The sequence below is a fragment of the Sphingomonas sp. NFX23 genome (genome assembly GCF_049887795.1).
Taxonomy (GTDB): Bacteria; Pseudomonadota; Alphaproteobacteria; order Sphingomonadales; family Sphingomonadaceae; genus Sphingomonas.
This window is the reverse complement of sequence record NZ_JAGEKH010000005.1, coordinates 29,631-55,364: the sequence shown is the minus strand read 5'-3', so window position 1 is coordinate 55,364 and position 25,734 is coordinate 29,631. Positions and strand designations below refer to the sequence as shown.

Sequence of the window (25,734 nt, the reverse complement as noted above, 5' to 3'; positions counted from 1 at the left end):
GCCGAATGAAGATGATGGCCGGCCACACAAACCTGTGGGCTTCCGACAAACTGGCTAACCGTTCGCGCCAGCAGCGACGACTAGGGTGTGCGTAAGATGCTCAAACGCAAAGGATGCCAGTGGTAAGCCGAACTGATTGACCCGTTTTGGGGCCATTGTAAGATACCGAGTTTGCTAGAAAAAGTTTCGCCGCGTACAAGTGTCTTGGAAGCGGGGGAGCAATGACAGCAGCTGGCATGGGGCGCATCCCCTTCGACGGCTCGCGCCTTCCTCGCTCCGGCCGGATCGAAACGCTTGATATGCTGCGCGGATTTGCCGCGTTGCTCGTTCTGTTTCAGCACCTTGCCGAGACCATCATAGCGACGCACGCGCTTCCCCTTCCGATCGAACAGGCCGGCGTGCTGCTGTTCGACGGCATCTTCCACTTTGGGCGGTTTGGCGTCGCGCTGTTCTTTCTGATCAGCGGGTTCGTCATCCCGTTCAGTTTTCGCACCGATCGTCCGGTCCGCGGATTCGCGATCAGCCGCGCATTTCGCCTGTATCCCGCCTATTGGCTGTCGTTGGGCGTCGCGCTGCTGGTGCTGCATATGACAGGCGCGCCGGCTCCTGCGCCGGTGACGATCGTGGCCAATGTGGCCATGGTCCAGCATTATGTCGGTCAGCCCGATATCGTCGTCGCCTATTGGACGCTGGCAACGGAACTGGCGTTCTACGTGCTGGCGGCCTGCCTCGTTGCCTGGGGGGTGCTGCGTGCGCCGTTCGTCTTGGCCGGAGGAATCGTCGCGCTGTTCGGTGCAGCGCTGTTGCTCGCACTGGCGTCTCATCTGGTCGACAAGCGGCTGCCCGCCGACCTGCCGCTGAACTTGGGGCTAATGTTGCTGGGAACGATGCTGCGACTGGCGATGCTCGAGCGTAATGCGATCGCGGTGCGTCTGGCGGGGCGTCTCTGCGGCCTCTTCCTGGCGATCGTGCCCGTCGTCCAGTTCATGACGGTCCCGCCGGTCGGCGCCGCAGGTTTCAACCTGGCACCGACTTTAGGGTATATTGGTGCGCTGCTGCTGTTCGTGGGAGTCGTCGGCGCTGGCTCGGATAGCAGCCGCGCGATCGACGGCCGTTCGGTTTACCGGCGTGTGGCAAAGTGGTTCGGGACCATCTCGTATTCCGTCTACCTGTTCCACGGACCGGTGATCCTGGCGTGCGGCACGATCCTGATCGCGGGCGATCCGGGTTCGGCATTACGCTATGTCGCGGTCGTGCTGAGCGCGACGATCCTCATCGCGGCAGTCGTTTATCATGCCGTCGAAGAGCCGATGGTGCGACTAGGCCACCGCATGATCCGACGGCCTGTACCAGCGCAAGCGCCGGGTCTGGCAGAGCCGATCCCCGCGACCCCCACGGCCGGCCCGATCTTCGTCGAGACGGAGTTCCGCTAGCAGGTCTCGAAAAGCCGCTGCACGACGATCCACACAAACCGGTTGTTTGAACCGACAGATCAACGCGTGGACCGCGCATACGACCTAAAGCGAGGTTGCGCGGTACAGCGCGCGGCAGTCGACCAGCGCACGCCTGCCGACATCGCAGCAACAGGGCTTTTGACTAATCTCGAATTGAAGTTTGGTGCACCCGACTGGATTCGAACCAGTGGCCTCTGCCTTCGGAGGGCAGCGCTCTATCCAGCTGAGCTACGGGTGCCGGACGGTCCGCCTAGCAAAGCATAACGGCGCACGCCAGACGTTTTCGCGATCAGGCCTCGCCGGTTGCCGGATCGATGTCCGTCTGGGGAGCCGAGCTGGCAAGCGCTCGGCTCTTGGGCGGCGGGGTCTTGGGTTTGTAGGCGCACAGATCGCTGACGATGCAGCGCCAGCATTCGGGGGTCCGCGCCTTGCAGACGTAGCGGCCGTGCAGGATCAGCCAGTGATGCGCGTGCAGGCGGAACGGTTGCGGGGTGGCCTTGTCGAGCTTCAGTTCGACCGCGAGCGGGGTCTTGCCGCGGGCGAGGCCGGTACGGTTGCCGACGCGGAAGATATGTGTGTCGACCGCGAACGTCTCCGCACCGAACGCGACGTTGAGGACCACATTGGCGGTCTTGCGACCCACGCCGGGCAGGCGCTCGAGTGCGACACGGTCGTTGGGCACCTCGCCGCCATAATCGTCGATCAGCATCTGCGAGAGCGCGATGACGTTCTTCGCCTTGGTGTTGTAGAGCCCGATCGTCTTGATGTGGCGCTTCAGGTCTTCGAGGCCCAGCGCGACCATCTTCTCAGGCGTGTCGACGTCGCGGAAAAGGGCGCGCGTCGCCTTGTTCACGCCGACGTCGGTCGCCTGCGCCGACAAGGCGACCGCGACGACCAGCGTGTAGGGATTGACGAATTCCAGCTCGGTCTCGGGGTGCGGGTCGGCTTCCGCCAGACGCGCGTAGAACTCGATGACGTCGGCTTTCTTCACGCCCTTACAACCCGAGCACGTCGCCCATACGGTAGCGCCCGGCGGGCTGCCCAGCAAGCCAGATCGCCGCGCGCACCGCACCGCGCGCGAAGATCGAGCGATCGTCGCCGCGGTGGTTGAGTTCGATCCGCTCGCCTTCGCCCGCGAAGATCACGCTATGGTCGCCGATCACCGATCCGCCGCGCAGTGATGCAAAGCCGATCGTGCCTTCGGTGCGCGCGCCGACGAGCCCGGCGCGGCTGTCGACGCGGAGTTCGGCGAGCGTCGTGCCGCGGCCCTTGGCGGCGGCGTCGCCGAGCAGCAGCGCGGTGCCCGATGGCGCGTCGACCTTGTGCTTGTGGTGCATCTCGACGATCTCGACGTCCCAGTCGGACCCGAGACGCGCGGCGGCTTCGCGGACGAGAATACCGAGCAGCGTGACGCCGAGCGAGGTGTTGCCGGTCTGCAGGATCGCGATGTCCTTCGCCGCGTCGTCGATCATCGACTGGTGCTGCGGCGACAGGCCGGTCGTACCGATGACGATAGCGGTACCAGCGGCGCGCGCGGCGGCGAGATGCGCCTCGACTGCGGAGGGCGTCGAGAAATCGACCAGCACATCGGCGGTCCGGGCGAGCGGGTTCGGGTCCTCGCGCGCATCGACGCCGCCGGCGAGCGACGCGCCAGCCGCCTCGATCGCCTCGACGATCGCGCGGCCCATGCGTCCTGCGCTACCATAAATGCCGATCGAGGTCGTCGTGATGGCGGATGAGGCGGGTTGGGGCGCGAGCGTTTGCATGCGCGGCGCTTTGCACCAACCCGGCCTTCGGAAACAGGGGCGAACGGCAGGCCGAGGCATTTCTTCGCGGAATTGGAGTAGGCGGTCGGCGGCTCAAGCCTTTACGACGAGCGCCCGGACCAGGTCGAGATCGGCGGGCTTGTCGACGTCGACCGCGGCCAGGCCGAACGGGCTGGCGATCGCGGCGGCGTCGAGGCCGGCGAGACGACCGAGATGCGCGATCGCCGCGACCAGCGTCAGGCGACCCGACAGATACCGGAGCAGCGTGCCGATCCCGAGCCGCCGAACGATCCGCCATGGCCGCTTGCGGTCCGCCTCGACCTGCGCCCAGAGATCGAGTGCGGCGACCGAGCGCGGCGTTGCGAAGTAGAACAGGTTGCACCCCGACCACGCCCCGTCGGCAAAGCGCAAATAAGTGCGGCGCGTGCCCGGGGCAGCGGCTTCGATGACGTCCTGACGTGCGAGCAGGGCACCGACATCGGCCTGTGCGGGGACGTCGGCGAGGAAACGCGTCACCCATCCGGGCTGCAACAGCGCGTGGTCGGCGGTCGTGACCAGCAAGGGCGCGCCGAGCGCTTCGATGCCGTCGCGAACGCTGCGGCTCGGACCGGATGCCGCGTCGAGCACGATGAGGCCGAGCGCATTTGCCGCGGCACGGACCGCGTCGTCCGACACCGATACCGCGATCGTGCGCGCGCCAGCCTCTCGCAACGCCTGCGCGACGCGGGCCAGCAACGTCTCGCCGTCGAGCACGATCAGCGCCTTGTGCGAGACGCCCGCATAGGCTGCGACCGGATCCACGCCGCCGCGCGAGCCGGCGAGGATCAGCGCGTTGAAGCCGCGACCATCCGCGCTCATACCGTTTTCGGTCCGGTTTGCGCGCGCGCCCGCCAGACCCGCCAGAACACGCCCGGCGCGGCCAGGATCGGATGCTTTTCGCGCCACGGGGTCAGCGGCACCGCGACGCCGGTATGCCGCTCGACCTTCCACACGCCGTAGCGCGCGGCGCCTTCGAAGGTGAACGCCGCCCGCACCAATCGTGCCACGTTGAGCGGCTTGCCCGCACGACGGCGACGGCCCCACGCGCGCAGCAACGCGTTTCGTCGCGCTGGCGACAGATCGGGCTTCAGCATGCCAGCTTCGTCGCGATAGGCGATCCCGTCGGCGGTCCAGGCGAGCGGCAGGAGTTCGGCGTAGCGCCCCGGATCGAAGCCAAGGATCTGGCCCTCGCGGCCCTTGCGCTCGACTCGGAGTTCGGCGGCATAGGTCTGGCGGAACAGCGCCCGCCAATAATCGTCGGCGGTACCGGTCTGGGGGCCGAGCGCGGCGGCAAAGCGCGCGGCGGACTTCGCCGCATCGCCGATCGCCACGGCGACTCGGTTCGCGGTTGCCGGATCGCGGACCCAGACGAGCGCGGAGGGTTGCACGAAACGCGTCCAGATCGTCGTGTCGAGCGTTTGCGCGGCTGCCGCCTTGGCGAACGTCGCCAGCCGCATCGTCGCGATCTTCGCGCGCAACGTCTCGCCGTGCAGGTCGAACTCGCGGTAGCTGACGGTCGGCCACAGGCCGCGCTCGGGCGGGCCGGCGGTCAGCACGTAGAAGTCGAGCACGCCCTCGGTCTCGCCGGTGCGCAGGTTCGAACCGTAGAACAGAACCGCCGCGGTCTCGGGCGCGTCCCCTGCAAGTATCGCCGCGACGTCGCGGACGGCGGCGATGGTCGGGACGTGCAACTGACGGCGGACGACGTCGCCGAGCGTGATCACGGAACGACGAAACGCAGCGCGCGTGCCTCGCGGATGGTCAGGTCGCCGCCCGGATAGACTTCGCCATCGAGGATGAAGCCCGAGTCCATCGACAGGTCGAAGCTCGGCGAATCGATCCGGTGATACCCTGCACGATCAAGCCACGCGGCCGGCGAACCGGCGACGATCAGCGGCGTTGCGGCGGCGAGCCAACGCGGCGGCGCATCGACCAGCAAGGTCTTCAGTCCGCCGCGGGGCACGCCGAAAGGTCGTATCCCGATCGGCATCCGCTTCAGCGTCGACGCGAGAAGGATATAGCGGGCGCGATCGCTGTCCGTATTCCGACCCGCGGCATGAACGCCTTCGTCACCGCGCGACTCGAACCGGATCCGCATCCGGTTGCCCGCGCGCCACGAACTGTTCGCGCCCCCGAACAGGGTCTGCAGGATCGCCCAGCACAGTGCGAGGCCAACCGCGACGCCGTTGAAAGCGCCGGCGCGGTGGGTGCGCTGCGCCAGCGCGGTCGCGTCGACGAACGCGCCCGCACCCAGCAGGAAGCCGTGCAGCCGCGCACCGGTATCCTTGCGTATGACCTCGATCGGGCTGCGGATCTTGACGTTGCCCGCGCGCGCGGCGGTCAGCGCCTGGTCGAGCGTCCAGCTATCGGGGATGCCGAGATCGAGCGCGAGCGCGTTGGTCTTGCCCGACGGCACGATCGCGACGCGGGGGGCTGCACCAGTCCACACGCGCGCCGCAGCGGTCATCACGTCGCGGATCGTGCCGTCGCCGCCGTCGATCACCAGCAGTTCGATGCCGTGGCGCGCGAAATCGGTCAGCACTTCGGCGAGTTCGGCCTGCGTGCGCGGGGTCACAGCAAGCACGGTCCCCGACAGGAACGGCTTGGTCGCCTCGACGCTGCTGCGGTTGCGGTGGCTTTTCGGGTTGCAGATGATGCCCGTACGGATCTTCGCCGCCGCGTCGCGCGGACTCACGCCGTACCGCTCGGATGCCGACGGATCGAACATGCCTTCGGGCAGCCACGCCGGCGGCGCCGGTGGCGAAAGAGGGTGCCCGCCAAAGGCATGGAAGTTCGAAACAGCATCGGCCACGATATAAGATACCCGTCGCGGTACATAACCGCTACAAATTTGTGTCAGGAAGATTTCCGTTCCGCTGCAACCAGCGGATTTTGGATCACCGGCGATACCGCATTTTCATACGCACGACGGTCCCGGATGGGGCCAAGGCCGTGCGCGCCGCATCGAAAGACGGCAACCCGATCGAGGTCGGCGCATCGTTGGAAAAGCCGAATCCCTCTTTCGGCGCGAACAGCGTCCGGTTGAAATCATGGTCGCTATTCTCGTCGTGATATTGCGCGACCGCATAGTGGCCGGGCTTCAGCCAGAAGCACGCGCGCGGGCTGCTTGCCGCCACGCGCGCCCGCACCAGCTTGCCGCCCTTCGCCAAAAACCGTTTCTTGTCATCGGGATAGACGGTGAACGCGACCTCGCCGACGGCGTTGTGCATCGCCGTCGCCTCGACGATCAGCTTGGCGTTGCCGCCGCCGGGCGTACCTTCGCATGCCTCGGCAGCGTGCGCCGAGACGGGCATCAGCAGCGCCGCCGCGCCCAGGCTAAGGGAAACCACAGTCTTCATGACAGGACTTAAGCGCGGAAAAGATGGCCGGAGCGCGGCGCACAGATGACATTTGCGACGCGAACGGGGCGTTCGTCGTTCGCGCGCTACGCTCCGTCGACCGCCTGCGGCCCGGAGGGCGTACGCGTCATCCGCGCGGCGGCGAACCCGAGCAGGATCGCCACCGCGACCGAACCGACCGCGACCGCGGCTGCGACTCCGGTCGAATCGTAGGTCGGCATCAGCGCGAACGCGGTGACGAACAGCAACAGCACCCCGACCGCGCGAATCGCGAACACCGTGCCGGCGCGGTGCAGCGCGGTCATCACCGTGTCGAGGCTGACGGTGGCGAGGTCGAAGCACCCGGCGGCGGCGAGCCACAACAGCACCGGGTACGCGCCGACGAACGACTTGCCGCCGACGACCTTCAGGATCGGTTCGCCGACCAGCGCGACGATGGCGAGGATGACGAGCGCAGCCGCCGTGCTGGCCAGCATCGTCCGGATCAGGATGCGGCGCAGGCGCGACGGCTCGGCAGTGCGCACCGCGCGGACGATCTCGGGGAAGGCGGCGCGCGACAGCATCTGCGACAGTTTCGCCAACGCCTGCGCCAGCTGAGTCGCCAGCCGGAACGCACCCGCCGCCGCCGGGCCGATCGACGCGCCGACCAGCAGCAGCGGGATCTGCTTGCTCGACAGGCCCAGCGTCGCACTCGCGTTGGTGCTCAGCGAGAAGCGGACGATGCCCGGATTTTCATCGCGGACCTGCTGCCAGCTGCCCCGGCCGCTCGCGAGCAGGCGCAGGTCACCGCTTTTCGCAACCATGATCCAATAGGTCGCGGCGGTGACGATCTCGGCGACCGCCCAGGCGAGCATGAAGCCGCGGATCGTCGGTTCGACGATCATCGCCGCGCCCGCGCCGACGAAGCGCATGATCGGCGTCATGCTGTCCGCCACCGCCGACAACGAGAATTTGTCGCGCAGCCGCAGGATGCCGAGCGGGGTCGAGCGGATCGTGATCAGCTGCACCACCGCGAACATCAGCGTGTCGCGCATCAGGTCGGGCGGAATGCCGAACCCGTCGCTCCACGCGAACAGGATCGCCACGGTCAGCGCGGCGCCGACCAGCGCGCTGCACATGTCGAGGATCGCCGACAACCGGAGCAGCCGCGCGAGCCTGGGCGTGTCGCCGTGCTGGATCGGCTCGACGCCGTACTGGACGATGATCTGCCACGTCTGGAAGCCGACAAAGGTCGCCAGCGCCTGCGCGGCTCCCGAGATCAGCGCGAACCGGCCGAAATCGACCACCCCCAGCGTGCGTGTCGCGAACCCGAGATAGAACAGCGACAGGATCGCCAGCACGCTGCGACTGGCGAGCAGCCAGCCGAGGTTACGCGCCGCCGCCCGGAAAATCCCGGTCGAGCCGGTGGTAACCGGAATGGGCGCGGGGTCCTGAACCATCTGCGACCGGCCCCTAGAGCGCGATGGCGAGGGCGGCAAGATGCCCGGCGGTACTAGGGTGCCCCGGAGGTGACAAAGCGGCGGTCGGCTCCTAGACCGCGCGATCGGGCGGCGGTGCTGCCGTCATGCGAGGGATCGTTCGTCATCTGCGGAATTGCCGGCCTTTACGCACGAGGTGGCGGTGTCGTCTCGCCCCGCCTTATCACCGCGCAGTGCGATACGATCCTGCACCGCGGGCCCGACGACCAGGGCGTGATGACCGATGGCGATTTCGGCTTCGGGATGCGCCGGCTCAGCATCATCGACATCGAGGGCGGCCACCAGCCGTTCCATTCACCCGACCACCGCTATGCGCTCGTCTTCAACGGCGAGATTTACAATTTCCGCGAATTGCGGGGCGAGTTGCAGGCGCTCGGCCGCGTATTCGAGAGCGCGGGCGATACCGAGGTCATCCTCGCCGGCTACGAACGCTGGGGCGACGACGTCTGGGCAAGGCTCGACGGGATGTTCGCGGTCGCGGTGTGGGATACGCACGCCCGCCGCCTGACGCTCGCGCGCGACCCGATCGGGATCAAGCCGCTCTATTATACCGATCAGGCCGCGGGGTTCGCGTTTGGCTCCGAACTGAAGACGCTGACGCTGCTGCCGGGCATGGCGTTCGACGTCGATCGCCGCGCGCTCCACGATTATTTCAGCTTCGGCCATGTCCGCACCCCGCGCTCGATCTACGCGCAGGTCCGCACCCTGCCGCCGGGCCATGTGATGACCGTCGAGGCGAGCGGGACGCCGACGATGCGCGCCTATTGGACGCCCGCCTATCATCCCTCTGAACCCAGATCCGAGGCGGAGTGGATCGAGCGTTTCCGCGACGAATGGCTCGACACGATCGGCAAGCAGATGGTCGCGGACGTCGATGTCGGCGCATTCCTGTCGGGCGGCGTCGATTCGTCCGCGGTGGTCGCGGCGATGGCGCAGGTATCGGACCGCCCGGTGCGCACCTTCACGATCGGCTTCCCCGACCCGCGCTTCGACGAATCGCCGCATGCCGAGGCGATCGCGCGGCATCTCGGCTGCCACCACGTCACGCGCACGCTGGAGTTGGCGGATGCGCAGGCGATGCTGCCCGAGGTCCAGCATTGTTACGACGAGCCGTTCGCCGACCCTTCCGCGGTGCCGACTTGGTACGTCAGCCAGATCGCCGCGCAGGAGGTGAAGGTCGCGCTGTCGGGCGATGGCGGCGACGAGCTGTTCTTCGGCTACAAGCGCCACGCGACCGAACGCCGGATCGGTGCGCTGCCGGCACCGTTGCGCAGGCTCGCGCGCGCGCTCGATGCGGTACCGACCTTGCCCTCGCGCCATGCGAACGCAATGTTGCAGCGCTGGCGGAAAACCACCGGCAGCGCCGCACTCCCGAACGGCATCGCACGGTTCTTCGCCAAGACGCAGATCACGAACGAAGCCTTCCGCCGCGAGATATTCTCCACGGAGTTCATCGCCGAGGAAGAAGGCGGGATCGCCGCACTGGTCGCGGAATATTTCCCCGATCCCGACGCGATCTCGACCGACACGCTCGAACAGTTCGGCCTCGCCGACCTCGCGCTCAACCTCCCCGGCGCGATGCTGACCAAGGTCGACCGCGCAAGCATGGCGCATTCACTCGAGGTGCGCGTGCCGATGCTCGGGCAGGGGATGGTCGACCTCGCGCTGTCGATGCCCGCCGACATGAAGCTGCACGGCAAAATCGGGAAATACGTCATCCGCCAGGCCATCGCGCCGTGGCTGCCGGAAGGGATCCTCGACCGCCGCAAACAGGGCTTCCAGATGCCGCTTGCCGCGTGGTTCGCCGGCGATTTCGGGGCGTATGCCGAGCAACTCTGGCGCGACAGCGGCGTCCGCGAGCAAGGCATATGGCGCGCCGGCGCGGTCGACAAGGTGTTCGCCGATCACCGCGCGGGGAGGCGGGACTACAGCCGCTTCCTGTACGCGCTGGCGATCTACTGCCTCTGGTGGATCGGGCGACCGAAAGCCTTGCGCATCCCCCTTTCCGTTCGTGCTGAGTAGCGACCGAGTAGCTTCGAAGAAGCGTATCGAGGGCGCGTATTGAAGCATGGGTTCCGCGCGCCAACCTGTCCTTCGATACGCCGTCTCGATACGCTGCAAGAGCAGCTACTCGATGGCTACTCAGGACGAACGGAAGGGAGGGAAGTCGGCGTTAGCGGGTATGCGACCCCGCGAAGCGCTCAAGCCAGCCAGCTCACCAACGTCTCACCCTTCGCCTTGCGCACCATCGCCTGCACCAGCCGCACCAGATGCACCACCAACGAGATAGCAGTCCACGCGGCGACCCCGATGATCCCCCAGTCCGGCCGCGTCACCAGCAACCCCGCAAACAAGATCACCATGTTCGGATTGCGCCGCGCGGTGATCAGCCGGAACCAGCTGTCGAACCGCTCCCACACGTGGATATGCATCCCGAACCGGACGATGAACGCCCCCTCGATCAGCCGCTGCGCGACATAGCCGAACAGCATCGTCCCGATCACCGCCCAGAACACGCCGTCATCCAGCGGCCGCCCGTACGGCGCGCACCCCGCCGCCCAGGCCCACCACCAGAATGGCGGATGCACCAGATCGACGCCGTGATCCCACGCATTGCCGAGCTTCGACGAGGTGATCGTGCACCGCGCGAGCTTCCCGTCGACGGTATCGAGCACCATGAAGAACAGGCCCGTAGCGAGCCCGGTCCAGAACCAGCCATACCAGAACGCCACGGTCGCAACGATGCACAACACCGACCCGAGCGCGGTTACCTGGTTCGGCGTGATCCCGGCGCGCGCGCAGACCCGCGTGATCGCCAGCGCCCATTCCGGCCATAGATATTTGGTCAGCAGGTCGGTGACGCCCTTGTACGCACCGACATAGCTCGCCCGCTCGATGGCAGGCACCGCCGCGGGGGTCAGCAATTCCGCGAACGGCCGCTCGCGCTTGCGCAGCGCCTCGTTGAAGATGCCTTCCTCGGCCTCGGCGGCGATCACCGTCAGCCCGGTCACCAGCGGTGCCTCGCCGAGCATCGCCGCCGTCATCCGCGCACGCTCGTCGGCATCCCGGACATGCGCGAGCACGGGCACGCCGGTACGCGTCGCGACGGTGCCGGGCCGGGTCTTCAGATACGCGATCCACATCGGGTCGAACGCGTAGGCGAGGTTGGCGAGGATCACCGGGCCGGTGTCGCCATCGCCGTCGGTGGCCAGACCCTGCGCGACGCCGATCCGCCGGATCCGCTCGGCATTGGTCATGCCCCAGAGCAGCGTGTCATTCGCCCGGACGGTCCGGAGCGCTGGCGTAGGAGCTGTCGAATCTACCATGCCGCACCCGTTACCCGATCTGGTCGTGAAAGCGAGAGGGGCTCACGGTTGCCGATCGTATCTAGTTCCCCCGCGGAGGCGGGGGCCCAGGATCAAGCAGAGCTGCGGTCGGTACCCTGGACCCCCGCCTCCGCGGGGGAACAAAGCTGCTTGTTAGACCGACGGGGCTTCCAGTAGCCGAAGGATTTCCCCCGCAGCTCTCGCCGCGCCACCTTCGACCGCCCCCAGCGACCGCCCGGCAAACTCCGCCTGAACCGTCACAAACCCTGCATGCAGCAACGCCGACCGATCCACCGCCGCCACCACATCCGCAACGTCGCCAACAACCTCCCCACAAGCCCACATCGCGTAATTCGGATCGCCCCCCCAAGCGACACCCCCGGCATTGAGAAACACGCAAGGCCGCGGCCGCATGAGAAACTCGATCACCTGGCTCGACGTATCGCCCAGATACACGTCCGCGACGCCGGTATAGCTCCCGTCGACCATCGCGAACCCATCGATGTCGCAGTGCACATGCGCCAAGTCCCCGATCTCGCGCATCAAATTCGCCACCTCGGGCGCCCGTTCGACCAGTCGCTGGTGCGGCGCGAAGATCAGATTGTAGCGCCCGTCCGCGACGATCCGCCGCACCACCTCCGCCCCCCAGCGCCACCACGACGAGCGATGCTGCTGCCAATGCGGCGTATACAGAACGACCGGCCGCGTATCCGCGAACGGCGGCGCGGCGTGCGTCCGGTGCGTGAAGTCGGCCTTCACATAGCCGGTCGCGACGAACCGCTCGGGCGCAAACCCGCGGTCGAGATACGTCTGCCGCTCCAGTTCGCTCGGCACCAGAGTCAACGCCGCCGCCCGCCGCCGCGGATCGTCCCGCGCGCTCATCGAGCCGACGCCGTGCGACGTCTTTACGAACTTCGCGCGCATCGGAAACAGCCGCGGCAGCCACAGGCTCGTCTGCTCGGCACACACGACGACCGCCGCGCTGCGCAGATGCGGCAGCAGCCGCAGGAGCATCGGCATCTTCGCCGGCAGCACCGGATTGCGCCCGGTCCCATCGTCGGCAACCACGCGAAACCCCGGTGCCCGCCGGATCCGCACATTAGGGAAGGGCGCCGTCCACCGCGTCAGCAATGTCTCCTGCACCGACGTGCTCACCCAAAGCTCGATCGGCACGTCCGACTTCGCAGCGAGCGCCTCGACGATCGGATACAGATGCGGGATCAACAGCGTCTCGCCGAGAAACAGGAACGCGACCTTCCGTGTCATGACCCAGAAGCGCCGCCCACAGGCGCGTCATGATCGTGCTGCCACAGCGCGATGTCCTCCGGCCGGTCGATCTCCTGCCAGCGGACATTCCCTGCGATCCGCACCGCGCGGACGCCGACGGTCTCCGCGACGCGCCGGACGACGGCGTGATGATAGGCATGGATGCCATCCTCCTCGCCGATCACCGCGCGCAACGCCTCGGCATACGCGCCGCCGCCGGTCGACACGATCAGCCCGAGCGAGCGATCGGTCGCCTGGTGCCCGACCAGATGCTTGCCGACCGCGACGATAGCGTCGCCGTCCGCCTCGACCAGCATGTCGTCGAGCCCCGGCGTCGCCAGCGGCTCGATGACCAGCTTCACGCCGGATGCTTCATCGGCAAGCGCCGCGCGCAAAATCGCGGCATCGAACAGCGTGTCGCCGTTCATCAATGCAAACGGCTCTTCGAGAAATCCGCGCGATGCCCACACGCTACCGATGCTGTTGGCGATCGCCCAGAACGGGTTGAACACGAGTTCGGTGGGTACGCCACCGTCGCGCGCCGCCAGATGCGCCGCGACCTGCTCGATCCGGTACCCGCCGACGATCACCGCCCCCTCGAACCCGGCATCCGCCACCGCGTCGAGCTGGTGATCGAGGATCGCACGGCCGCCGACCTGCACGAGGCATTTCGGCGTCGTCAGCGTCAACGGCAGCAGTCGCGATCCGTGACCGGCAGCAAGGATGATGGCCTTCATGGGCGCGGACTTACGCACGAAGTGTGGCAGGAAAAAAGCTGCCATGTATCGCGAGTCGATGCTGCACTGCAGCGGAACATCCGCCGTCGCGCACCGTTGCGCCTAGATGCGCATGTTCAGATCGCTCCACATACCCCCCGAATGGGTCTGGCTGGAGAGCGTCGCCGTCGTCTCGGCGGCCGTCCTCGTCGCGCTGGTCGCGCATTGGCTGACAATGCGGATCGGCGGCCACGCCCAGCGTCGCTCGACTGCGAAGACCGACGGCCTCGTCCTTGCCCGCGTCCGCCGCCCGTTGCGCGCGGTGTTCGTCTCGGTCGCGGTCGCGTTCGTCTCGCGGATCCTGCCGATGGACAACGACATCGAGGATCTGTGGAAACAATTGCTTGGCTTCCTCGTCCCCGGGTTGCTCGGCTGGCTCGCGGTCGCGGCGTTGCGCGCGTTCCAGGACGTCATCGAGATCCGCGCCGACATCTCGGTCGAGGACAATCTCCGCGCCCGCCGCAAGCGCACGCGGGCCGCGATCCTGGGGCGCATAGGCACGTTCTTCATCATCTTCGTCAGCGTCTGCCTGATGCTGCTCAGCGTCCCCGGCATCCGCTCGATCGGCGTCACGCTGATGGCGTCGGCGGGTATCGCCGGCCTCGTCGTCGGTGCGGCCGCGCAGCCCGCGCTGAAGAACCTGATCGCCGGCGTGCAGATGGCGTTTACCGAGCCGATCCGGATCGACGATGTGCTGATCGTCGACGGCGAATGGGGCCGCGTCGAGCAGATCAACCTGACGTTCGTCGTCATTAAGATCTGGGACGAACGTCGCCTCGTCGTGCCCGTGTCAAAGTTCCTCGAACAGAGCTTCCAGAACTGGACGCGCGAGACGAGCCAGTTGATGGGGTCGGTGTTCTGGTATCTCGATCCATCCGCGGACGTGCCGCGGCTGCGCGAGAAACTGGGCGAGATCGTTACCTCGAACCCACGCTGGGACAAGCGGTTCTACAACCTCCAGGTGACCGACGTGAAGACGGACTGCATCGAACTGCGCGGGTTGATGACCGCGAAAGATGCGGCGATCGCGTTCGATCTCCGCTGCGACGTCCGCGAGGCCTTGCTGAAGTATATCCGCGAGGAAATGCCCGAAGCCATCCCGCGCAACCGCCTGCTGATGGCGCCCGACCCGGTGACGCGGACCTAAGGAATCCTCCCCCGTCAGGGGGAGGTGGCGCCGAAGGCGACGGAGGGGGAGGCACGCGCCACGTCCGTTCCGTGTCCTCCCCCTCCGTCTGGCAAGTGCCAGCCACCTCCCCCTGGCGGGGGAGGATTTAGCTACGCCTCGACATGCTCCGGCACCGCCTCGAGCGCAGTAATAAACAGCTCGCACCACCACATCACGTCCTCCTTGCGGACGTTGTCGATCAGCTTCTCCCAACGCGCCTTGCGCTCCGCCAGCGGCATCTTGAGCGCCCGATCGATCGCGTCGGACATTTCCTCGGGGCTGTACGGATTGACCAGCACCGCGTCCTTCAACTGCGTCGCCGCGCCCGCGAAGTGCGACAGCACCAGCACGCCCGGATCCTCTGGATCCTGCGCCGCGACATATTCCTTCGCGACCAGATTCATCCCGTCACGCAACGGCGTCACCAGCCCGACGCGCGCCGCACGGTAGATCCCCGCCAGCACGTCACGCGGGAAGCCCTGGTTGACGTATCGGATCGGAGTCCAGTCGATGTCCGAATACTCGCCGTTGATCCGCCCCGACATCGAATCGAGGTTCGCGCGGATCTCCTGGTACGTGTCGACCTTCTCGCGCGAAGGCGGCGCGATCTGGAGCATGTAGACCAGCCCGCGCCGGTCCGGATGCGACCCGAGGAAGCGCTCATAGCCCGCGAACCGCTCGGCGAGGCCCTTCGAATAATCGAGCCGGTCGACCCCGACGATCAGGCTCCGCCCGGTCGCGGACATGTACATCCGCTCCTTGGCATGCCGCGCCGCGTCGCTGTTCGCCGACTTCTCGAAGTCCGCGGTCTCGATCCCGATCGGCGTGGTGATCGCCTTGATCGTTCGGTCGCCGACCGTCACCCAGCCATCCTCGCCGACCACGCCGTCGAGCTGGCTCGTGACGTAATGCAGGAAGCTGTCGAGCCAGTCCTGCGTCTGGAAGCCGATCACGTCGTACGCGAACATCGATTCGACCAGCGCGCGGTGGCTCGGCAGCGACAGCAGCATCGCCATCGGCGGCCACGGGATGTGGAGGAAGAACCCGATCTTGTTCTCGACGCCCAGCTTGCGCAGTTCCTGGCCGAGCGGGACGTGGTGGTAATCGTGGACCCACACCAGATCCTCGGGCTCGATCAAGGGCAGCACCGTCTCCGCGAACCGCTTGTTCACGCGAGCATAGCCGCTGGAGAAATCGCGTTCGAACTCGGTCAGGTCGATCCGGTAATGGAACAGCGGCCACAAGGTCCGGTTCGCATAGCCGTTGTAATATTCGTCGAAATCCTGCTCTTCGAGGTCGATCGTCGCGGTGGTGACGCCTTTGCCCTGCTGGAAATTGATGTGCCCGGTGAAGGTCTCGGTGGTCGATCCCGACCAGCCGAACCACACGCCGCCCTTTTCACGCAGGGCGGCGAGCAACGCGACCGCGAGGCCGCCCTGGTTGCCCGAGGGCGCATCGACCGACTGGACGCGGTTCGAGATGACGACGAGGCGGCTCATCGGACGGCACTCCACGGCTTGCTGAGCAGGACCGCGCAGTTGATCAGCCCCACCAGCGAATAGGTTTGCGGATAATTGCCCCACAGCTCGCCGGTGTTCGGATCGATATCCTCCGACAGCAGCCCGGCCGGCGTCCGCCGCGCGACCATCTCGCAGAACAGCGCGCGTGCGTCGGCAGTCCGGCCGGTCGCGTGTAGCGCCTCGATCAGCCAGAAGGTGCAGACGTTGAACGCGGTATGCGGCAGGCCGAAATCATCCTCGGTCGCATAACGCAGCATGTGGCTTCCACGCCGCAGACCCTCCTCGACCGCCTTCAAAGTCGACTGGAACCGCGGATCGTCGGGCGCGAAGAAGCGCAGGTCGAGCAGCTGGATCAGGCTCGCATCGAGATCGTCGCCACCGAACGTCGCCGAGATACGCTGCGTATCCTCACGCCACGCCGACTGCTCGATCGTCGTGCGAATGGTGTTCGCACGCTCTTCCCAGAACGTCCGGCGATCCTCGAGCCCCAGCACTTCGGCGGCATTGGCGAGCCGGTCGCAGGCCGCCCAGCACATCGCCGCCGAATAGGTGTGGACGTGCGCTTTGGTGCGCAGCTCCCACAGGCCAGCGTCGGGCTTGTCGTACGTCTCCCACGCACGATCGCCGACCAGTTCGAGGCTCTTGAAATCCTCCTCGCTCGACATCCGGAACAGCCGCTTGTCGAAGAACGCCTGGACATCGGACAGGATGATCTGGCCGTACGCGTCGTGCTGGATCTGTTCGTACGCCTGGTTGCCGACGCGGACCGGGCCCATCCCGCGATAGCCCGGCAGGTCGCTCTCGATCCGCTCGATCAGCGTCGCCTCGCCGCCAACGCCGTAGAGCGGCTGGACATGCCCGCCCTTCGACGCATCGACGATGTTGCGCAGATATTCGAGATAGCCTTCTAGCACGTCGAGCGCGCCGAGCCGGTTGAGCGCCTGCACCGTATAATAGGCGTCGCGGATCCAGCAGTAGCGATAGTCCCAGTTGCGCTCCGACCCCTCATGCTCGGGGATCGAGGTGGTGAGCGCGGCGACGATCGCGCCGGTCTCCTCGTGCTGGCACAGTTTGAGCGTGATCGCCGCGCGGATGACGACGTCCTGCCACTCGACCGGCGTCGCGAGCCCGCGCACCCAGTGCCGCCACTCGTCCTTGGTCCGCGACAGCATCGCCTCGGCGGCCTCGTGCAGCACGCCCGCGAAACTCTCGTCGGGGCCGAGAAACAGGTGCATCTGGCGTTCGAGCCGGAACCAGTTCTCGCCGACGATATGCCCGACCGGCGCATCGGTGGTCAGCCGCAGCGTCTGGTCGTCCATCAGGAAGCGGATGTGGTTCGAGCCCTGCGTGTGCTCGGTCGGCTTCCCCCAGTTCGTCGCGACCCGCATCCGAACGCGAATGCGCGGCGAGCCGGCCACCGGCTTGACGATCCGGACGAAGCTGGTCGGGCGATAGGTCCGCCCCTCACGCACGAAGCGCGGGCAGAAATCGATGACCTCGACCGCGTTGCCCGCCTCGTCCTCATGCCGCGTCACCAGGATCGGCGTGTTGCGGATATAGGCCTGCGTGGTTTTCGCACCACCCTCGAGTTCGATCGCCCAGAACCCGGTCTTGGGCGCATCGCCGCCGAGCAGCGCGCAGAACGCCGGGTCGCCGTCGACGCGGGGCACGCAGCCCCAGACGAACGTGCCGGTCTTGTCGATCAGCGCGGAGACCTGGCAATTGCCGATCGGCCACAGGTTCATGTCGGCTTTTTGGGTAGGTGCGGTCATCGTGTTTCCAACATGGGTGTTTCCAATATGGCAGCAATCCAGTCGCGAAGTGCGGCAACGTCGTTCAGGCGGTAGGTTGCGGCGGTAGGCCGTTGCTCGCCGATCAGCACGCCCGCCCCGCCAAGGTCGAGCGCGGCCTCGAACCCGTCCTCGTCGGTAACGTCGTCGCCGAAGAAATACGGCACGCTGCCCGCCATCGCCGGCGCGGCGATCAGGGCGCGGAGGGCGGCGCCCTTGTCGCCGGGGGTGCGCAGTTCGACCATCATCTTGCCCCGCTGGAGCGTGAGGCCGTGGCGAGCGGCGAGGTCTTCGGCGAGGCGGACCGCGGCGGGTTCGAAGTCCGGCGCCATCCGGTAATGCAGCCCGGCGCCAAGGCTCTTGGCTTCGTAGACGAGCCCGTTGGCGTCGGCGAAGTCGCGGAACGAGGCGGCGGCGGCTTCGAGCGAAGCGGGGCGTTCGGCGGCGACATGGCCGTCGTCGGGCGTACGCGTCTCGGCGCCGTGGCTGCCCGCGACCGCGAACAGGTGCGCGTGGCGCCCGAGCATCGCGTCGAGCTGCGCGATCGAGCGCCCGCTGATGATCGCGACCCGACCGGGGAAGCGCTCGGCGAGCGTGTCGAGCGTATCGAGCAGCATCTGGCTCACCACGACCGCATCCGGCGTCGCGGCAAGGTCGACGAGCGTCCCGTCGAAATCGAAGAACAGGCTCACGGCGTCGGGCACGGCAAGGGGCGGCGCGAGGACATCAGTCGCGGGCTGGCGTTCGGCTAGCATCATCCCTGAACCCATAGCGCCACCGCTCCGTTCCGCTGCACTGCAAAATTGGAACGGGTACGGTTCGATTTTCGGGGTGGGGAGGGGGGGGGCGGCAAACGCCACCAAAGTTACCGCATCCCACCTCCCCGGCGAAGGCCGGGGCCCAGTTGAGGGACGGCAATGAAGCATGTTGCGCGATATCACCTCGGACGTTCCAACTGGACCCCGGCCTCCGCCGGGAAGGTGCTAAAGGATGCGCATCTCACTCTCTTTCAGGCCTGCAAACCTTGTTTCCCCGCGAAGGCGGGGACCCAGACTGGACTCCCGCCTTCGCGGGAGAACAAGTAGCGGGGAGTGGTCCACGTTAAACAGCGCATCAACGTCCCTTCTGGATGGCTGCCGAGCAAGTCCGCGGCGACGGCGCTAGATGAAGCCCCCCTCCAATCCACCCCACCTGCGACACCTCGCGACACAAAACCGCTGGACTAGCCCCAGCCGCTTGGTCATGCCTGCCGCCCATGTCCCGCGTCCGCGCCCTCCTCATCGCACCCGTATCCACGGCCGCCCTGCTAGCCGGCTGCACCGTCGGCCCGGACTACCACCCCAAGGCCGCGGCAGAACTCGGCGTTCCCGACGCGTATTCGGTCACCCCCGAGACCAAGCCCGAAGACCTCACCCGCTGGTGGCAGAAGTTCGACGACCCCGTCCTCGGCCAGCTCGTCGAGCAGGCCGCCGCCGCCAACCTCGACATCGCACAATCCGTCGCCCGCCTCCGCCAGGCTCGCGAAAGCCTGCTCCAGAACCGCGCCTCGCTGCTCCCGACGGTCAACGGCTCGGCCGGCTACCAGCGCAACGAGAACGTCCGGGGTGGTGGGCGCTCGTTCACGCTGCCCGACGGCACCGTCATCGATACCGGCGGCGGCGGCGCGAACAGCTTCACGGTCGGCGCCAGCGCCAGCTATCAGGTCGGCGTCTTCGGCGAGATCCGCCGCACCGTCGAGGCCAGCCGCGCCGACTACGCCGCGTCGGGCTACGACTACGCCACCGTGCTTATTTCCGTCGAAAGCGAGGTCGCGCGCAACTACGTCCTCGCGCGCTCGTACCAGCAGCAGCTCGCCAACGCCCGCGCCTCGCTCGCGATCCAGGACGACAACCTCGAGATCGCCGGTTTCCGCGTCCAGGCCGGGCTCGTCTCCAGCGTCGACGCCGAACAGGCCCGCGCCCAGCGCGCGCAAACCGCCGCGACGATTCCGAGCCTCGACCAGCAATATGCCGCCGCCGTCGCGCGGATCGGCGTGCTGACCGGCCAAGCCCCGGGCGCGCTCCGGGCGATGATGGCACCGGCCAAGGCAATCCCGACCGGCCCCGCCGCGGTCGGCGTCGGCATCCCCGCCGACACGCTCCGCCAGCGCCCAGACATCCGCTCGGCCGAGCGCGCGCTCGCCGCCGCCACCGCGCGGATCGGCGTTGCCAAGGCGCAGCTCTATCCCGCGCTCGCGATCACCGGTAACCTGAACACCAACGCGACCTCGATCGGCAACATCGGCGACGCGATCACCGGCAGCCTGTTCGCCGGGCTGACGCAGGCGATCTTCAACGGCGGCCGTCTGCGCAGCCAGGTCCGCACCAGCGAAGCCGCCGCCGACGGGGCGTTCGCGCTCTACAAATCCACAATCCTCACCGCGCTGGAGGATGTCGAGAACGCCGTCGTCGCGCTCCAGACCGCGCAGGAACGCGAGCGACAGTTCGCGATCGCGCTCGACGCGTCGAACAATTCCGCGATCCTCAGCCGTAGCCAATACCGCACCGGCCTCACCGATTTCACCACGCTCAACCAGCAGGAAACCGCGCTCCTGTCCGCACGCAACGGCGCGACGCAGGCACGCGCCGACGCCGCCACCGCGTTGATCGCACTCTATGCCGCACTCGGCGGCGGCTGGGACTCCACCGTGATCCCGCAAGCGCCCATATCCAATCCAGAGGCACGCTGATGGCCGACGCATCGATCGACGACTTCCTCGGCGTAAAGCCGCAGGCCCCCTGGAAACGCTACGTAAAGTGGGTCGTGATCGCGGTCGGCGTGGTCCTGCTGTGCCTGCTGCTCGCCAAGTGCTTCGGCGCGAAGGAGCAGACGCAATATTCGACGCAGGCCGCGCAGCGCGGCAACCTGACCGTCAGCGTCTCGGCAACCGGCAAGCTCGCGCCGACCACGCAGGTCACGGTCGGTTCGCAGCTATCGGGTCTCGTCACCAAGGTCGTCGTCGACGTCAACGACCGCGTGACCGCGGGCCAGCCGCTCGCGCTGATCGATCCCGAACAGCTCGACGACCAGATCCGCCAGACCAGCGCCCAGCTTGCGGCGAACCAGGCGCAGGTCGCGCAGGCACAGGCCACCGTCGCCGAATCGCGCGCGCAGCTAAACCGCCTCGAAGAGGTCTCGCGGCTGTCCGGTGGTCGCGTACCGTCGAAGACCGAGCTCCAGACCGGCCGCGCCGACTACGCCCGCGCCGTCGCAGCACAGAAGGTCGCCGAGGCCAACGTCGTCGCCAGCCGCGCGCTTCTCGCGCAGAACCAGACGCAGCGGGCGCGTGCGATCATCCGCTCGCCGGTGACGGGGGTGGTGCTCGCGCGCCAGATCGACCCAGGCCAGACCGTCGCCTCGTCGTTCAACACGCCGACGCTGTTCGTGATCGCCGAAGACCTCACCAAGATGAAGCTCGAGGTCGCGATCGACGAAGCCGACGTCGGCGAGGTCAAGATCGGCCAGAAGGCGAGCTTCACCGTCGACGCGTTCCCCGGCCAGACCTTCCCCGCGACGATCAGCCGGGTCGATCTCGGCTCGAACCTGACGGTCAGCTCGGCCACCTCGTCGACCTCGACCACCGCGACCTCGACCACCGGGCAAGTCGTCTCGTACGCGGCCGACCTGACGGTGGGTAATCAGTCGCTGACGCTGCGCCCCGGCATGACCGCGACCGCGGACATCGTCACATCGGACAAGCGCAACGTCCTGCTCGTCCCCAACGCCGCGTTGCGCTTCAAGCCGACCGCGGCGTCCGGCGATGCAGGCGGCGGCATCGCCGGCTCGCTGACCTTCCGTCCGCGCCGTGGCGGCGGTGCGGAGCGCACCGCGACGGTCGCTCGCGGCGCGCAGCAGACGATCTACGTCAAGGGCGCGGACGGCACGCCGCAGCCGGTGCAGATCACCACCGGCGACACCAACGGCACGATGACCGAAGTCCTGTCGGGCAATCTCCAGCCCGGCGCGCAGGTCATCACCGGCCAGTTGGCGAGCGGCGGCGACGACGCCAAGCGTAGCGGGGGCGCACGTCGCTCAGGTGGCGCGAGCAAGGGTGGGGGCGGTGGCCAGTAACGCGCCGCTCACCGCCGAACCGCTCATCTCCCTGCGCGGCGTCACCAAGACGTACGGGCAGGGCGCGACGATGTTCCAGGCGCTCAAGGGCGTCGACCTCGACATCGCGGCGGGCGATTTCGTCGCGGTGATGGGGCCGTCGGGGTCGGGCAAGTCGACGACGATGAACATCCTCGGCTGCCTCGACGTGCCGAGCGACGGGACATTCCTGTTCCGCGGCCACCACGTCGAGACGCTCGACCGCGACCAGCGCGCGCTGCTCCGGCGGAAATATCTCGGTTTCGTGTTCCAGGGCTTCAACCTCCTATCGCGCACCTCGGCGCTGGAGAATGTCGAACTCCCCTTGCTCTACCGCGGCGATGAAAAGCGCGCGCGCAGGGATGCGGCGATGGCGAGCCTCGATACGGTCGGGCTCGCGGACTGGTGGGATCACACCCCGGCCGAACTCTCCGGCGGCCAGCAACAGCGCGTCGCGATCGCGCGTGCGCTGGTGACCAGCCCCGACGTGCTGCTCGCCGACGAGCCCACCGGCAATCTCGACAGCGAACGTTCGGTGGAGATCATGCAGCTCCTCACACGGCTGAACGCGGAAAAGAACATCACGGTCCTGATGGTCACGCACGAACCCGACATGGCCGCGTTCGCGCGGACGGTGGTCCACTTCAAGGACGGCCTGGTCGAACGCATCGAAAGCCAGCACCGCCAGGGCGAAAAGGTGGAATCGTGAGCGCCTCCCAAAACGCATTCCCCTCCCGCTTGCGGGAGGGGTCAGGGGAGGGCGCGACGTACGTACTGGCGTCCGGTCTGTTTGATCAGCCCCTCCCCCAACCCCTCCCGCAAGCGGGAGGGGAGCAGCCAGACTGCGCTCTCGACAACGGAGCGACGCGATAATGTTCGGCACAACCCTCGTCCTCGCGCTCCGCTCGATCCGCCGCCACCTCCTGCGGTCGTTCCTCACCATCCTCGGCATCGTCATCGGCGTCGGCGCGGTCGTGACGATGGTCACGCTCGGCAAGGCGACCACCGCCGCGGTCCAGCAGTCGATCTCCGCGCTCGGCACCAACATCCTCCAGGTCCGCCCCGGCCAGGGCTTCGGGCGCGGCGGCGGCGGCCCGCGTCCGCCCGACTTCAAGCCCGAGGACGTCGCCGCGATCGCCAACCAGATCGCCGGCGTCACCGCGGTCGCGCCGCAAGCCAGCGCCACCGCCACCGCGATCTACGAAGGCGCCAACTGGTCGACCACGATCAACGGCACCACCGACGCCATCTTCCAGGTCCAGCCTTGGCCGCTCGCCTCGGGCCGCCGCTGGACGCCGGTCGAGGAAAGCGCCGGTGCTGCGGTCTGCATCATCGGCAATACCGTCTCGAAAAACCTGTTCCCCGGCGGCGATCCGGTCGGCCACCGTTTCCGTATCGGACCGATCAGCTGCGACGTGATCGGCGTGCTGACCACGCGCGGCCAGGCCGGGTTCGGCGGCGATCAGGACGACACCGTGGTCATGCCGATCAAGGCGGTCCAGCGGCGCTTCACCGGCAACCGCGATATCCGCCTGATGCTGGTCGGCGTCGACGAGCGTTTCTCGACCAGCACGGTGCAGGCCGGGATCACCGACCTGCTCCGCGAACGCCGCACCATCACCGGCGACAAGCCCGACGACTTCAATATCTTCGACACCAAGCAGATTTCGGACACGCTCACCGGCACCACGACCCTGCTCACCGGCATCGTCGCCGCGGTCGCGGGGATCAGCCTGGTGGTCGGCGGGATCGGCATCATGAACATCATGCTGGTGTCGGTGACCGAGCGCACGCGCGAGATCGGCATCCGTCTCGCGATCGGCGCAGTCGCGCGCGAGGTGCTGTTGCAGTTCCTCGTCGAGGCGATCGCTTTGTCGTGCCTTGGCGGCGTCATCGGGCTGATCGTCGCGCAGGCGGCGATCGCGATCATCGCGCCGCTGATCAAGGTTCAATGGCTGTTCGTGCCCGAGATCAACATCTTCGCCTTCGCGATCTCCGCGGTGATCGGTGTCGTCTTCGGCTATTTCCCGGCCCGCCGCGCGGCGGCGATGAACCCTATCGACGCGTTAAGGCACGAGTGATCGCCGCCTTGGGATCGCGGACCAGCGCTTGCAGCCGGTCCAGATCCTCGGGCGTGTCGATATCGATCAGCTCGGCGGGCGCAGTCACGACGTGCCGCCCCGCCTGCACCAGGTCACGCGCACCCGCATCGCCGTCGAGCGTCAGCAGGAAATCGAACCGCTCGCGCCCGAACAGGGCAGGGGGCGAGGGCTTCTCGCCATCGCTCGACGCGACCACCGCGTCCGCGCTGTCGGCGGCATCGAGCATCCGGTAGATATGCGCCGCGGTCACGCGCGGCATGTCAGCAAGCGCGATCAGCACCGCCTCCGCACCCTCGTCCTTGGCGCACTGCACGCCCAATTTTACCGATTGCGACATGCCCGACGACGGATCGTCGTTATGCACCACCTCGAAATGATGGCTGATGAAGTCGAGCTTGCAGCCGTCGGTGACGACCAGCCGCCGCTTGAACGGAATGTTCTCGAATGCGGTGACGACATGCATCCCGAGCGGCTTGTTGAGAAACGGCACCTCGAGCTTGTTGGGAATGCCGAACCGCTCCGAGCGGCCTGCCGCAAGCAGGATGAGGAAGACGTTTTCAGCGGCGATCATTGAACGCTCCTATCATCGCCGCGGCCACCGACAGCGCGATTTCCGATGGTCCGATCGCGCCGATGTCGAGCCCGACCGGCGCATCGATCCGGTCGATGTTCTCGGCCGTGACGCCTTCCGAGGCAAGCCGCTCGCGCCGCGCCGCATGGCTCTTGCGGCTGCCGAGCGCACCGACATAGGCGGCATCGGACGCGAGCGCGGCGATCAGCGCGGGATCGTCGATCTTGATGTCGTGGCTCAGCGTCACGACCGCGGTCGAGGGGCCGGGGCGCAGCGCGGCGATCGCCTCGTCCGGCCAGCGATCGTCGAGCGTCACGCCCGGAAACCGCTCCTCGGTCAGGAAGCGCGCACGCGGATCGATCACCACCGTCTCGATCCCGAGTTCGCGCGCGAGCCCCGCCAAGGCCTGCGCGATCTGCACCGCGCCGACGATCAGCAGCCGGCGTGGCGGATCGTAGCGGTTGACGAACACCTCTCCCGTTTCCAGCGGCCGCGCGTCGCTGTGCCCGGTCGCGAGGTCGGTCGTCACCGTCAGCGCATCGCCCTGGTCGCGCGCATCGGCAATCCGGTCGAACAGCTCGGGATCGAACCCTTCGGCGGACACCGGCTGCACCATCACCGCGATCTCGCCGCCACACGGCAACCCGACTTCCCACGCCGCCGCATCCGCCACGCCGTAGTTGCGCACCTGGAATGGCGCGCCGGCGATCACGTCGGCGGCGGTGGCGAGGATGTCGCTCTCGACGCACCCGCCGGAGACCGATCCCTCGAACCGCCCATCGGCATGGACGAGCATATGGCTCCCCTTGGGCCGCGGCGCGGATCCCCAGGTCGAGACGACCGTGGCGATCGCCATCCTCTCGCCCTTCCAGGTCTTCGCAGCAGCGAGCACGCTATCGTTTTCGGCCATGTTGTCTCTCTTCTCGTTCTCCCGCGAAGGCGGGAGCCCAGGAGCCACGAACGCTCCGATTGGTATCCTGGCCCCCCGCCT

The 25,734-nt window shown here is 67.3% G+C and carries 22 protein-coding genes and 1 tRNA gene; 7 read left to right on the top strand and 16 right to left on the bottom strand.

Annotated elements, in window-relative coordinates; translation table 11 throughout:
- The first annotated feature begins 299 nt into the window (after positions 1 to 299).
- A complete protein-coding gene (locus J4O76_RS14005; protein WP_426282490.1) occupies positions 300 to 1,433 on the top strand; it encodes an acyltransferase family protein in 1,134 nt (377 codons plus the stop codon).
- Between the two features lie 182 nt (positions 1,434 to 1,615).
- Here J4O76_RS14005 and J4O76_RS14000 read toward each other — a convergent pair.
- From J4O76_RS14000 to J4O76_RS13965, 8 genes are all read right to left on the bottom strand, one after another.
- A tRNA-Arg gene (locus J4O76_RS14000) sits at positions 1,616 to 1,692 on the bottom strand.
- Positions 1,693 to 1,743: 51 nt separating this feature from the next.
- Complete coding sequence (gene nth / locus J4O76_RS13995) at positions 1,744 to 2,445, bottom strand: endonuclease III (protein WP_426282489.1); 702 nt, start codon at positions 2,443 to 2,445, stop codon at positions 1,744 to 1,746.
- A gap of 4 nt (positions 2,446 to 2,449) precedes the next feature.
- Entirely contained in the window at positions 2,450 to 3,220 is a 771-nt protein-coding gene (dapB, locus tag J4O76_RS13990) for a 4-hydroxy-tetrahydrodipicolinate reductase (protein ID WP_426282488.1), read from the bottom strand.
- Positions 3,221 to 3,313: 93 nt separating this feature from the next.
- On the bottom strand, positions 3,314 to 4,078 hold the full coding sequence (locus tag J4O76_RS13985) for a nucleotidyltransferase family protein (protein ID WP_426282487.1): 765 nt from the start codon (positions 4,076 to 4,078) through the stop codon (positions 3,314 to 3,316).
- Positions 4,075 to 4,983, bottom strand: a complete 909-nt coding sequence (locus J4O76_RS13980; protein WP_426282486.1) for a hypothetical protein — start codon at positions 4,981 to 4,983, stop codon at positions 4,075 to 4,077. Before J4O76_RS13980 ends, J4O76_RS13985 begins: the two co-directional genes overlap by 4 nt.
- A complete protein-coding gene (locus tag J4O76_RS13975; RefSeq protein WP_426282485.1) occupies positions 4,980 to 6,071 on the bottom strand; it encodes a diacylglycerol/lipid kinase family protein in 1,092 nt (363 codons plus the stop codon). Before J4O76_RS13975 ends, J4O76_RS13980 begins: the two co-directional genes overlap by 4 nt.
- Positions 6,072 to 6,156: 85 nt before the next feature.
- Complete coding sequence (locus J4O76_RS13970) at positions 6,157 to 6,618, bottom strand: DUF2141 domain-containing protein (protein ID WP_426282484.1); 462 nt, start codon at positions 6,616 to 6,618, stop codon at positions 6,157 to 6,159.
- An 86-nt stretch (positions 6,619 to 6,704) separates the two neighbouring features.
- On the bottom strand, positions 6,705 to 8,057 hold the full coding sequence (locus J4O76_RS13965; protein ID WP_426282483.1) for a lipopolysaccharide biosynthesis protein: 1,353 nt from the start codon (positions 8,055 to 8,057) through the stop codon (positions 6,705 to 6,707).
- 114 nt (positions 8,058 to 8,171) lie between these two features.
- Between J4O76_RS13965 and asnB the strand changes: the two genes are divergently transcribed.
- Positions 8,172 to 10,118: an asparagine synthase (glutamine-hydrolyzing) gene (gene asnB / locus J4O76_RS13960; RefSeq protein WP_426282482.1), complete on the top strand. Its 1,947-nt coding sequence runs from the start codon at positions 8,172 to 8,174 to the stop codon at positions 10,116 to 10,118.
- Between the two features lie 179 nt (positions 10,119 to 10,297).
- On the opposite strand, the gene J4O76_RS13955 is transcribed toward asnB, so the two are convergent.
- The 3 genes from J4O76_RS13955 to J4O76_RS13945 all read right to left on the bottom strand — a co-directional run bounded on the left by J4O76_RS13955 (position 10,298) and on the right by J4O76_RS13945 (position 13,470).
- Positions 10,298 to 11,422, bottom strand: coding sequence for a CDP-alcohol phosphatidyltransferase family protein (locus J4O76_RS13955; RefSeq protein WP_426282481.1), 1,125 nt, complete (start codon positions 11,420 to 11,422; stop codon positions 10,298 to 10,300).
- Positions 11,423 to 11,575: 153 nt separating this feature from the next.
- Entirely contained in the window at positions 11,576 to 12,688 is a 1,113-nt protein-coding gene (locus J4O76_RS13950; protein WP_426282480.1) for a hypothetical protein, read from the bottom strand.
- Complete coding sequence (locus J4O76_RS13945; RefSeq protein ID WP_426282479.1) at positions 12,685 to 13,470, bottom strand: NTP transferase domain-containing protein; 786 nt, start codon at positions 13,468 to 13,470, stop codon at positions 12,685 to 12,687. The genes J4O76_RS13950 and J4O76_RS13945 overlap by 4 nt, the downstream gene beginning before the upstream one ends.
- Before the next feature lie 67 nt (positions 13,471 to 13,537).
- On the opposite strand from J4O76_RS13945, the gene J4O76_RS13940 reads away from it, so the two are divergent.
- Positions 13,538 to 14,611: a mechanosensitive ion channel family protein gene (locus J4O76_RS13940; protein WP_426282478.1), complete on the top strand. Its 1,074-nt coding sequence runs from the start codon at positions 13,538 to 13,540 to the stop codon at positions 14,609 to 14,611.
- Positions 14,612 to 14,742: 131 nt separating this feature from the next.
- On the opposite strand, the gene J4O76_RS13935 is transcribed toward J4O76_RS13940, so the two are convergent.
- The 3 genes from J4O76_RS13935 to otsB are packed head-to-tail and all read right to left on the bottom strand — an operon-like array spanning position 14,743 to position 18,700.
- Positions 14,743 to 16,131 carry an alpha,alpha-trehalose-phosphate synthase (UDP-forming) gene (locus tag J4O76_RS13935; protein WP_056060743.1) on the bottom strand — a complete coding sequence of 463 codons (1,389 nt, stop codon included), beginning with the start codon at positions 16,129 to 16,131 and terminating at the stop codon, positions 14,743 to 14,745.
- A complete protein-coding gene (locus J4O76_RS13930) occupies positions 16,128 to 17,924 on the bottom strand; it encodes a glycoside hydrolase family 15 protein (RefSeq protein WP_056060739.1) in 1,797 nt (598 codons plus the stop codon). The genes J4O76_RS13935 and J4O76_RS13930 overlap by 4 nt, the downstream gene beginning before the upstream one ends.
- Positions 17,921 to 18,700: a trehalose-phosphatase gene (gene otsB, locus J4O76_RS13925; RefSeq protein ID WP_426282477.1), complete on the bottom strand. Its 780-nt coding sequence runs from the start codon at positions 18,698 to 18,700 to the stop codon at positions 17,921 to 17,923. Before otsB ends, J4O76_RS13930 begins: the two co-directional genes overlap by 4 nt.
- A 497-nt stretch (positions 18,701 to 19,197) precedes the next feature.
- Between otsB and J4O76_RS13920 the strand changes: the two genes are divergently transcribed.
- The 4 genes from J4O76_RS13920 (at position 19,198) to J4O76_RS13905 (ending at position 24,151) form a co-directional block, all read left to right on the top strand.
- Positions 19,198 to 20,670 carry an efflux transporter outer membrane subunit gene (locus tag J4O76_RS13920; RefSeq protein ID WP_426282476.1) on the top strand — a complete coding sequence of 491 codons (1,473 nt, stop codon included), beginning with the start codon at positions 19,198 to 19,200 and terminating at the stop codon, positions 20,668 to 20,670.
- Positions 20,670 to 22,052 carry an efflux RND transporter periplasmic adaptor subunit gene (locus J4O76_RS13915; RefSeq protein ID WP_332754303.1) on the top strand — a complete coding sequence of 461 codons (1,383 nt, stop codon included), beginning with the start codon at positions 20,670 to 20,672 and terminating at the stop codon, positions 22,050 to 22,052. Before J4O76_RS13920 ends, J4O76_RS13915 begins: the two co-directional genes overlap by 1 nt.
- A 70-nt stretch (positions 22,053 to 22,122) precedes the next feature.
- Positions 22,123 to 22,779 carry an ABC transporter ATP-binding protein gene (locus J4O76_RS13910; RefSeq protein WP_426282899.1) on the top strand — a complete coding sequence of 219 codons (657 nt, stop codon included), beginning with the start codon at positions 22,123 to 22,125 and terminating at the stop codon, positions 22,777 to 22,779.
- 163 nt (positions 22,780 to 22,942) lie between these two features.
- Positions 22,943 to 24,151 (top strand): ABC transporter permease, encoded by a 1,209-nt coding sequence (locus J4O76_RS13905; protein WP_056060727.1) that lies wholly within the window; start codon positions 22,943 to 22,945, stop codon positions 24,149 to 24,151.
- Here the strand turns inward: J4O76_RS13905 and J4O76_RS13900 are convergent.
- On the bottom strand, positions 24,126 to 24,743 hold the full coding sequence (locus J4O76_RS13900) for a nucleotidyltransferase family protein (RefSeq protein ID WP_133031643.1): 618 nt from the start codon (positions 24,741 to 24,743) through the stop codon (positions 24,126 to 24,128). The two genes, J4O76_RS13905 and J4O76_RS13900, sit on opposite strands and share 26 nt — an antisense overlap.
- Positions 24,730 to 25,653 (bottom strand): XdhC family protein, encoded by a 924-nt coding sequence (locus tag J4O76_RS13895; RefSeq protein ID WP_426282475.1) that lies wholly within the window; start codon positions 25,651 to 25,653, stop codon positions 24,730 to 24,732. Before J4O76_RS13895 ends, J4O76_RS13900 begins: the two co-directional genes overlap by 14 nt.
- Between the last annotated feature and the right edge of the window lie 81 nt (positions 25,654 to 25,734).